The sequence below is a fragment of the Paenibacillus sp. Soil787 genome, from assembly GCF_001429545.1.
GTDB lineage: Bacteria > Bacillota > Bacilli > Paenibacillales > NBRC-103111 > Paenibacillus_E.
Genome location: NZ_LMSP01000048.1, coordinates 82344 through 92699 on the forward strand (window position 1 = coordinate 82344; position 10356 = coordinate 92699).

The window sequence follows — 10356 nt, forward strand, 5'->3', positions numbered from 1 at the left end:
TTCCTACTTGGCCAGGCTGCCCTGCAGCTTATTCGGGTCAAAGTCCGGATTCGCTTTCATCTTCGTGTCACCGGCCGCCCGTGCTTTCTCCAATGCCGCATTATAGCGGGTTGTCAAATCGCTCAATAGTTTATCTACGTCTCCGCCACTCAACATATATTTAAGGACAGAGTCGCCCGTCTTCATTCCTTCCACTTTCGCCTCTGCAGCGCCAGTCGGTGTAGGAGCATACAGACCGTCAAATTTGCTTGGCAGGAAGCCTTCGATCCCCGGCATGGTCGGTTTTTTCGCAACTGCGTTGACATCTGTAACGATGGAGATTCCAAAGCCCTTCTCATGGTATTCCTTCTGGAAGTCCAGCGTATACAAATACTGCATAAACTTCCATGCCGCGTCTTTGTGCTGCGTGTTTTTGTTAATTCCAATGTAGTTGCCTGCAATTACCGAGACAGTCCCTTTCTGGTTGCCGTCGATCGTAGGAGGCAAAGCAGCGGACCAGTTCACTTTGGTCGGGAATTGCGATTGATACACGGCCGGCTCGCCGGAGTGGTTCAAGTACATGCCGATCTTTCCTGCCGCGAACTGTGCGCGCAGCGGATCGATATCGAGCGACTCGACGCCTGGCAGCATGCTGCCGTCCTGCTTCATCTGGCGCAGTGCTTCAACTATGGGCTTGTATACCGAGAAATCGTACTGCCCCGTCTTGTAATTGTAGCCGTCCACCTCGCTGGTTCCGCTCAGCGTTCCGATCGGATTCGCGATCCTGCCGAAGGCGGAACCGGCGTTTTTGAAATTTTCTGCGAAGCCGTAGGCACCAATATCTTTGCCGGCTTCCGTAATCTTCTTGGCATCCTCGACCATTTCCTTAACTGTTTTCGGCGGTTCTTTAATACCGGCCTTTTGGAACAGATCGACGTTATATATCAATCTCCAGTATTGCCCCGTATTCGGCAGCGAATATATTTTACCGTCGATCGTATTCATCTCTTCAACTTGCAGATTGCCGAAGCGCTTCTTCATATCGTCGGTCATCAGATCGTTGATCGGCAGCAAATATCCTTTTTTCACATAGTTGGGGAAATCGTTTGTCCGGAACACATCCGGCGCTTGATTGCTGGCAAAGGCGATATCGACCGACTGATTATAATTATCGGCAAGTACCGTCATTTCAACTTCAATATTATCCTTGTTTGTTTCGTTGAACTTTTTGATGGCATCTTTCATGTAATCGGCATCGTGACGGTCAATGGTCCAGTAAGACAGCTTTGTTTTAGCTCCTGCAGGTGCAGGGGTGCCCGTAGTACTGGAAGTGCCAGTTGCTTTAGGTTGTTCAGTTTGCGAGCTGCAAGCCGCGAGTGAAGCGACCAAAGTAACGCCAAGCAGCGTGTTCATGACAAGTTGTTTCTTCTTCATGTTGTGAAACCCTCCTAATTTTTATTTTACCTCAAAACAAAATGCTTCGTCACAAAATGTAACTGCTTTCATAATATAATCGCTTATCAAGCTAAACCGTGAAGGGCAAATCAACTTTCGATGAGGGGAAAAAACACTTTTTTAGGGTAGGGGATACAATTAACCTTTCAAGCTGCCTGCTGTCACCTGAACGAACGATTTGTTCGCAATGATGTACACGACCAGAATCGGAAGGAAGGATAGGCATGCTCCTGCCATCATGAGATGTGTCTCTGCGGCAGCGCCGATCCCGTAACGCAAGTTGGCAAGCCCCACCGTTAACGTTTGCAGCTTCGGATTCGTCATCGTGAAAACAAGCGGCAAGATGTATTCGTTCCATGCACCTCGGAAGGTGAACAAGGCGGTAACGCCGAGCGCAGGACGCAGCAGTGGAAGAATGATCCGCCAGTAAACCGTGTAGAAATTGCAGCCATCAATATAAGCGGCTTCATCCAGATCTTTGGGTATCGCTTTAAAAAAACCGATCAGCATAAAATAGACTGTGGCATGCGCGCTAATTAAGATAAGAACGACACCCCACAGCGATTTGTTCAGCCCAAGCTTGACCATCAGATCGAACTGAGGCCTAAGAACAACGGCTCCGATTGAGATGAACATCGTGCTGGCTTGCAAAATCACATATAGGCGTTTGCCTGGGAACCGCGTCCGGTCCACGGCATAGGCGGACATTGAAGCAACGAGTAATGTGCCAATCGTAACTGCCGTGCTGACAAATAAGCTGTTCCAAGTAAAGCGCGAGAAATTCGCTTGTTTCCATGCAGTAGTGTAGTTGGAAAACTTCCAGATCGAAGGCAACAAGGTAGCTCCCGTTGTCAATTCTGCATTTGTTTTGAATGATCCCAGAATCGCCATAACCATGGGAAATAACGTGAAGAAGGCTATCGCCAGCAAAAATATCCATTTCAAAATATGTCCCGCGACATGTCCGCTTCTAAGGACGCTCGATTTCGTTAGTGTATTCGTCATTGTTGGTAGCACCCCACTATCATTATTCCCGATTCAACCGTTTGGACATATAGAAATAAAGGACTGTGATCAAACCGACAATCAGAGCCGTTACAAACCCTACTGCGCTGCCGTAGCCGATCTGCTGTACGGTTGTACCCGCCGCTGAAACCGGGAAAAACAGCTTATATACGTAAAGGTACATGACATCGGTTTTGCCGAACGGTCCGCCCTCGGTCAGAACCATAATGCTTTCATAACCTTTCAAGGCAGTGATAATGGCTAGCATAATGATCATTTGTAGAACAGGACCCAGCATCGGAATCGTGATGTACCAAAATTTGTGAGCTGAATTCGCTCCATCAATCGATGCGCTCTCATACAGATCATCGGGAATACCTTGCAGCCCGGCGATGAATAGCAGCATATAGTTACCGATCGCACCCCAGATAGCCGTAATAATTACGGTCAACATGGCATAATTCGGTCCTAGCCACTCAATCGCTTTAGAAATCAATCCATATTTGATTAAAAATTGATTGAGCAATCCGTTATACGAATTGAATATGGTAAAGAACACGATCGACATGACCGATGTACTGATAATGGTTGGCATAAAATAAATGGCACGTAACAGACCCTTGGCTTTCAACCCCCGATTAAGTATGACCGCGAGTAAAAGGGAAATCGGCAAAACAATGATAATTTTACCGCTTGCGTAGATGAAGGTGTTATACACAGAGTGCCAGAACTCCTGATCACGCAGCAATCTCGAAAAATTGTCGAGTCCGATAAACTTCTCCTGCCCATACCCCTGATAATCGTAGAACATATAGCGAAGTGCCCAAACAATCGGATAGATTCCAAGCGCCAAAGTTAAAAATAGACTGGGAAAAATGAATACATAGGAATTGAAAAGAGAAATCCTTTTTCGCATCAAACATCTGCTCCTTTTAGTTTTTGTATTCCAAGCATAATACAACCTCGTTATGGTACGGGAGCGGCAATTCAACTGTGACCGTAGGACAAATCAACTGTTTTATAAATGATGAAATCGGAAAACTTTTCATCTTCAGCAAACAGAAACAAGCCGCATAGATATCTCTGCGGCTTGTTTCCAAGAATATCAACTTATTTCAAAAGAAGAGAAGGCATCCGTTCTGCACTAAGCTTCAGGACAGCACCATGTCTAGCGCCAGGCGGCAGCTGAACACTTTCGCTCACGTCCTCCCACTTTTTCAAGTCAAATGATCGGTAAGCACTGTAATATTGCTCTTGGAACCCGTCGACCAGCATGATCCATCCTTGTCTTAGCTAGTGAATATGAACGATAAACGTTCTGATCTCGTAAGGCTTCAGCTGAACATCAATCCATGATTCGTATTGACAATCACCAAGAGGCCTTTCGAGCAGGTCGCATTCCTGCCAGGACTTGACCTGCGCATCACTCGAAATTTGCGTTTGGCCACTAATGCCAGCAAACTCGTGAATACGTAAAATAATCGCGTCATGATCCTCCGCTTTTTTGACCGCATCAACCATAACATGCTCGCTGGATAGACGGAACAAGCTGAATGAGTCTTCGCCAGGCTTACCAAGCGCAAACGTTAACGGATTGTTGAGCGACCAAGCGGACTGCACTGTTCCTCCGTCATACCAATCGCTAGCATGAGGGAAGAGCGAATACGTAAATTCATGCTCTCCTTGATCAGCCGTTGGATCAGGAACCATAGCGGACTTGATGAGGGTGAGCCTCATCACATGATCTTTTACATCATAACCGTATTTACAATCGTTCAAGAGACTGACGCCGTAACCGCGTTCGGACAAATCGGCCCACTGATGACCCACCGTCTCAAATCGGGCATAGTCCCAGCTTGTATTCCAATGGGTCGGACGCTTCACGTTGCCGAATTGAATGTCGTATGTCGCCTCCGTTGCTCGGATTCGCAGCGGAAAGGCTGCTTTTAACAACTTACGCTGCTCGTTCCAATTAACATAGGTCTGAAAATCGATTCTGCGGCTATATGCATAGAGTACCATATTCTGCACCACGGTTGAATCCATGTATGTCCACTCGAAGCGGACTACCACTGCCAAAGGACCGATATCCGTCACTTCGACCCGAGTCAGAAGATTCACTTCCTGCTTTTTCTCTGTGTAGAAAATGTCAATATCCCACGCCTCGTGCCGGCCTTTCGGCTTATCTTCGAACACTTCGAACCGGTTGCCTGTTTCGCCCGCGGCAAGTATCTCCCGACGCTCAATTCGATCGTACAGGCGAACAATTTGACCGCTGGCATTCCATTCTAGTTCATAAAAAGGCGTCTGTAATCCGTTATCCAGCTTTTTGAACTTATTCTCAGCTATAGCCTGTACCGGCTGATCGCCTAATTCCTTACGATGAATGACGGCGAAACCCATCGGAGAGATCCGCTCCACGTTGACCCACCAATTTCCACCTACCAGCTGAGCCTCCAGCGGTCGATCCAAAGCATCGAACCACCCTATTCTTGCTTCCTCAGTTTGCTCTTTGGGGATACAAACGAGATCCGTCCGCTCCCAAGGAGAACTGTTGAACACTGACACTTCGCTTCCCTTTTCCCTACCCGCTGTCAAAAGCAAAGCTGACTGATCCCAAACCTTTTGACCAATGGCTAACGCCTCTTCGTATTCCGCTCTGCTGTCCTCATACACCTCGCGAATCGACGATCCAGGGATAATATCATGGAATTGGTTGCGCAAAATGATTTTCCAACCTTCGTGCAGGGCAAGGGAAGTTTCGGCCTCCATCGCATGGCCTTGGACATTCAATATACCGCTCATGGCCTGCATCCATTCCGTTTCCCGATACAACAGCTCCAGCTTGCGATTCATTCGTTTGTTGTAAGCCTGACTCGTGTAAGTCCCGCGGTGCAGCTCCAAATACAACTCGCCATCCCACGTGTGCACGTACGAATTAGTGTTGCTGATGCTCATCTGCAATTCGTCGAAATACTCGTCAGCACGCCCTGTCTTCACATGAGGAATGCCTGGAATTTCGTCCAGCCTGCGCCGCATCTCTAGCATTTCACGATTGACACCTCCGCCGCCGTCGCCGAACCCGTAAGCAAGCAGCAAATTCGTATTGAGCGTCTTATCACGGTAGCTTTCCCAAATCCCCTGTACCGATGATGGCGTCACTTTCCCGTTGTACGTATAATAAAAGGCCCCTTCACTCGAGCCGGGATCCGGCGTCGTAATAAAATGCGTCAGTACTTCCGTCCCGTCAATGCCCCGCCATTTAAAAGTGTCATGAGGCATCCGGTTATATTGGTTCCAGCTGATTTTGGTCGTCATGAACGATTCGATGCCAGATTTGCGTAAAATTTGCGGCAGCGCCCAGCTGTAGCCAAACACGTCAGGCAGCCATAAATACTTGCATTCCACACCGAATTCCTCACGGAAAAATCGGGTTCCGTATAATAGCTGCCGCACCAGTGATTCCCCGGAAGCTAAGTTGCAATCCGCCTCCAGCCACATCGCTCCACCGGCTTCCCAGCGTCCTTCCTTGATGCGTTCCTTCATACGTTCGTAAATTTGGGGATAATCAGACTTGATATATTCATAGAGCTGCGGCTGCGTTTGTAAAAAGATATACTCCGGGTACTGCTCCATCAAACGCAGCACAGTTGAAAACGATCTCGCCGCCTTTTCCCTCGTATGCTTCAGCTGCCATAACCATGCAACATCTATATGCGTATGTCCGATACACTGCACCACAACCGAGTGAAGCTTAGGCATTAACGACAAAGCCTGCCGGAGCTGTTCACGTGCCTTTTCGACTGAGTTGTAAAAGCCTTCGCTCCCCGGTCTGGACCAGTCGAGTATTAAGAAGGCCTGATCCAGCATAGATAGCAGTTGATGCCGCTCCGGACGATTTTCATCCAGTATACGTACTGTTTCCAGCAGCGCTTTGGCTGTATAATACATATCGTCGCACGCTTCATCCAGCCAGCACACAGAAGCTAACTCCATTCTACTTTCCATCTCGCGGGAGCTCTGATATCCCCCTAGTCCTGACCACAATCGGAAACGAAGCTGCACCTTGGAACCGATCGCCGCTTCAGGCATAAAAACCTCTTCATGATTCGAGTCTACTCCCTGATACGGCTCACCGTTCAGAAATAGAAGCGATTCGAATCCACTATTCGTTCCATCTCCGGTTTGTCCGAGGCGGAATCGGCCAAGTACTTTTCTTCCTTCCCACTCAGCGGGAATTGTCGCATCTGCAGCCAACCAGTAATATACATCACGGCCTTTCCACCGATCACCTATACGTATATCCTTCCACTCGCCGTCTTCCGAGGGATACGCTCCAATTGTGCCGCCCTCATCCAGTTTGATTCGAAATTTATCTATGAGCCTTTCATCGCGATAGCGGTATGACTCCAAGTCATTTATGCGTGCTTGTAATTTCTCCACGGTCCAAAACATCCAATTTTTCCTCCTTATTCATAGACAAAGCACAAGGGTCTCATCGACATGTCTATTGTAATGGATGCTAAACTCCTTAGGTGATAGGTAATCTGATGATACTGAGGGGGTAAAATCATTAAATTATTATTCATATTGTACCCAAGATAGACGTAAAAGGCGAAAAAGCAAAAGGCTGCCACCAGGCAGCCCTTTGGATATTAAGCTCTAATGAGGTTTTGTATTCACTTCAAAAATCCATACGTTTCCTTTTTTGTCGATGCCAAAATCGTAACCGAGCATTCCAATGCCAGGATAGCGGGATTCGAGCAGCATGGTGCATGTTCGGGCTACTCCGCACATCGTGTCAATTTTGGATTTGACTAGCGAAGCAGGGAAAGTCCGCCGCAGCGCATGAGAACCTTTAAGTTGCGTGCCGCCCCGGCATAGGTTTGTGACGAACAGTCCTGGGCGTGCCAATCGGCCGACAACGGCTCGGATGACCCATGATCGACCTGACTTTTTCAATTTGACGCGATAATCTACGGGCCTTCCGTCAATTGCAGCTAAATCAATGCCCTGCTGCAGCATAAACGGGCGCTTTTTGCGAATCCGGTTTAACTTGGAAAATAGCTCGCTCCAAGTGCGAAATGTTCTTATCGTCCCGGAGTCATGCAGCAAATAGCCGTTACCTGTTTTTTTGATTTTCACTACACTGCTTCCCCCGGTTCCAATGATCGGCTTTGCCACGACAAATCCATATTGTCGCAGCATGGCCTGCAGGTTCGAAGCGCTAAAGCGGCGCATGTTAGGAATATGCTTAGCAACGCCGGCATGCCCCAACAAAACGGTGAACTTCGACCATTTACTAGCAACTAGACGCATGAGGGATTCCTCCTTCCGTACAAGGCTTTCTCTATGCTAGAGTATTCCTCTTCCGTCAGAAGGGACAGGGACAAACAATGAATGAATAATTTATTTTTTCACCTTCTTCTTGAAATCCCAGCCGCTCGTATTTATCAGTTCGCTTTTTTCATTTGTCTGTACTGATTTGGCGAAAGGCCATGCTTTTTCTTAAAAACAGTAATAAAATAAGTGCTATTAAAAAAGCCAATTTGTTCGCCAATTTCCTTTACTCGTAGAGTCGTATTTAACAATAATCCTTCAGCTTCGGCTAACCGCAAATTCGTTACATAGGTCGAGAACGATACCCTCATATTCTCATTGAATAATTTACTGAAATATGGAATCGATATGTTAAGAGCTGTGGCAACTGAATCGGCGGACAGCTCTCCTTTCCGGTAATGCCGCTGAATATATTCACACGCTTGCTTGACGATTTCTTTACTATCCCGAAACCTATTTCCCTTTAACTCCTGGATGATAAAATGAACCAGTTCTTGATAATATTGTTTTAAACTATCGACTTTCGAAAAGCTAGAAATGACATTTGCTAAGGAATCATGCTGATAGCCCTCATACATAGGAGATAAATTTACGATACTATTAAATTCTTTATCGATGACGGTGCCAATTTGTTTGAGAGTGGCCTGTATATCCTTGATGGAACAGTTTTTAATCTCTTCAAACAAGTCATTAATATCCTCAAGAGCTGCGCCGCAGTCATTTAGTTTAAGATGGTTGAGCAGCACACTTTCGAGTTTTACTGGATAACTAAACTTACTTCTTACATTGCTTTGAATTTTATCATAATCATATACGCTTTCATTGTCGATCAAGAACGCATAATGCAGCGCCTCTTTGGCTGTCTCATAAGAATGCCATAGCTCCTTAGCTGTTTCTGCTCGCTCGCCAATACCGATTTTCAATTGAATGCTCATGATTTTCTCAACTTGATGTAAGAAACTGTTTAATTTATCGTCTAAGCCGCTTCCTTCCATACTATTCATTATCAAAACCATCGAATGGCTTCCCGTTTCAATTTTCTCAAGCCCTTCATTGTCAACAAATATACGGAGGGCAAGCTCATATACGGCATTCTTAACAAGAGACATTCGAATGTCTAGTTGGTTGGATCCGTTAACATATTCTCCCTCCATAACTAGCACGAATACACGCAAATTAGAAGTGTTTAATTGTATCTCTAGCTTATGGAAATTAGCGGCAATGTCATAATCATCACTGCTGCCCTCCTGATTCAACAACTCTTTGAGAAAGCCTTCTTTCAATTTATTGCGATCTTTCACGGCCAAATCTTCCAGCGACGTCACTTTATGAATCAGTCCTTTAAATACATCACTGACATATTCGACATCATCGTAATGCTCAGCAGACGTATCCAATGGTCGGCTAAATTTGATCATCTTAACGACTTTACCGAAGGGCATATAAATCTTATTGATCATCAGGACTGTCGCGGCAATGCTAACCAGCAGGACAATTAAGGAAATAAGAATGATATTTCTCAAAAGAATAAAACTATCCTTAGAAAGATATTCGTAACTAATCGTATTAATTAAATACCATTCAAGTTTCTCATTGTAAACATAGGTGATCAGATACTTCTTACGATCAATTGTATCGATAAAATGATTGGATTTGCCATCGGACTGTATCACTTTGCTAATAAATTCTTGATCGCTGCTATCATGCATAAAAAGATCCGGTTGTTTACTATTAATAATATTCAAACCTTTTTTATCCACAATCATAAAGTTCGAATAAGCTGAGTTTCCCATTTTGTTAAACAGATCGAGTACGGCGCGCAATTCCAAATTAATAAAAATAGCATTCTTGGTGCCTGAATAGGTGAAAATTAGTGAAAGAATATGATTATTGTAGGATTTAGAATCGTAGACGTAGCTTTGTAGATGAGGAAGGAACAGCATTTTCTTCATATTTTTTCTGACATCGATTAGTTCAGTAACTTGTTTATCAATGGTAGGAATGTCAACGTCTTTGTTAATCGTGTGAATATACCTTCCGGAATCGCCGTTGTAGAGATATACGGAATTTATATAAGGGTTCGCACTGACCACTTCGTCAATTCGATTCTCAACCTTCTTTGAATCTACGGGACTAAGTTCTTTCGAATAAAGCCCACTGATGATCTCATTATCATTAAGAAGTTGTTCCCCAATCTGAAAGACTCTCTCATATAACGTTTGGATATTGTAATCCGTCTGTGAAAGTAATTTTTGATAGATATCCGATGTGATCTTATCGTTGATTTTGGTATTATAGTAGTAAGTTATGATCGATATTAAAATAATTGAAAATACAAAAATGGTCACGATAGCAACCATTATTCGACTAAGGAAACTTCCTCTTGACTTGAAAAGCCCCAACATTGAATCATCCCCATTACCCATATTGAGAACGTTTTCACGTAATGTTAAAAGTAAAATTATAGAAACTGCCTATGTAGAATATACTGCTGTTTGCTGAATCACGTCAACAACTGAAATCTATCAGCACCTGGTCTTCGCAAGTTTCATAGGGCCAGGTGCTTTAGATTTCATC

The 10356-nt window shown here is 45.1% G+C and carries 7 protein-coding genes; all 7 read right to left on the reverse strand.

The genetic code is table 11. From position 1 onward, the window contains the following. Positions 1-3: 3 nt before the first annotated feature. A complete protein-coding gene (locus ASG93_RS32755; protein WP_056839230.1) occupies positions 4-1413 on the reverse strand; it encodes an ABC transporter substrate-binding protein in 1410 nt (469 codons plus the stop codon). A gap of 159 nt (positions 1414-1572) precedes the next feature. Further along, a complete protein-coding gene (locus ASG93_RS32760) occupies positions 1573-2439 on the reverse strand; it encodes a carbohydrate ABC transporter permease (protein ID WP_056839232.1) in 867 nt (288 codons plus the stop codon). Between the two features lie 22 nt (positions 2440-2461). Then, a complete protein-coding gene (locus tag ASG93_RS32765) occupies positions 2462-3355 on the reverse strand; it encodes a carbohydrate ABC transporter permease (protein WP_056839234.1) in 894 nt (297 codons plus the stop codon). 194 nt (positions 3356-3549) lie between these two features. Continuing rightward, entirely contained in the window at positions 3550-3714 is a 165-nt protein-coding gene (locus ASG93_RS35630; RefSeq protein ID WP_156411123.1) for an arabinosidase, read from the reverse strand. 18 nt (positions 3715-3732) lie between these two features. After that, complete coding sequence (locus tag ASG93_RS32770) at positions 3733-6894, reverse strand: alpha-mannosidase (protein WP_056839236.1); 3162 nt, start codon at positions 6892-6894, stop codon at positions 3733-3735. Between the two features lie 207 nt (positions 6895-7101). Next, positions 7102-7758, reverse strand: a complete 657-nt coding sequence (locus tag ASG93_RS32775; protein WP_056839238.1) for a YheC/YheD family protein — start codon at positions 7756-7758, stop codon at positions 7102-7104. A 134-nt stretch (positions 7759-7892) separates the two neighbouring features. Further along, the gene (locus ASG93_RS32780; protein WP_162262898.1) at positions 7893-10184 is read right to left on the reverse strand and encodes a helix-turn-helix domain-containing protein; all 2292 of its coding nucleotides are present in this window, start codon (positions 10182-10184) and stop codon (positions 7893-7895) included. Between the last annotated feature and the right edge of the window lie 172 nt (positions 10185-10356).

Bases quoted from the DNA above. Each gene is read 5' to 3' on its own strand.
- ASG93_RS32755 (WP_056839230.1), bottom strand. From the start codon at position 1,413: ATGAAGAAGAAACAACTTGTCATGAACACGCTGCTTGGCGTTACTTTG.
- ASG93_RS32760 (WP_056839232.1), bottom strand. From the start codon at position 2,439: ATGACGAATACACTAACGAAATCGAGCGTCCTTAGAAGCGGACATGTC.
- ASG93_RS32765 (WP_056839234.1), bottom strand. From the start codon at position 3,355: ATGCGAAAAAGGATTTCTCTTTTCAATTCCTATGTATTCATTTTTCCC.
- ASG93_RS35630 (WP_156411123.1), bottom strand. From the start codon at position 3,714: ATGCTGGTCGACGGGTTCCAAGAGCAATATTACAGTGCTTACCGATCA.
- ASG93_RS32770 (WP_056839236.1), bottom strand. From the start codon at position 6,894: ATGTTTTGGACCGTGGAGAAATTACAAGCACGCATAAATGACTTGGAG.
- ASG93_RS32775 (WP_056839238.1), bottom strand. From the start codon at position 7,758: ATGCGTCTAGTTGCTAGTAAATGGTCGAAGTTCACCGTTTTGTTGGGG.
- ASG93_RS32780 (WP_162262898.1), bottom strand. From the start codon at position 10,184: ATGTTGGGGCTTTTCAAGTCAAGAGGAAGTTTCCTTAGTCGAATAATG.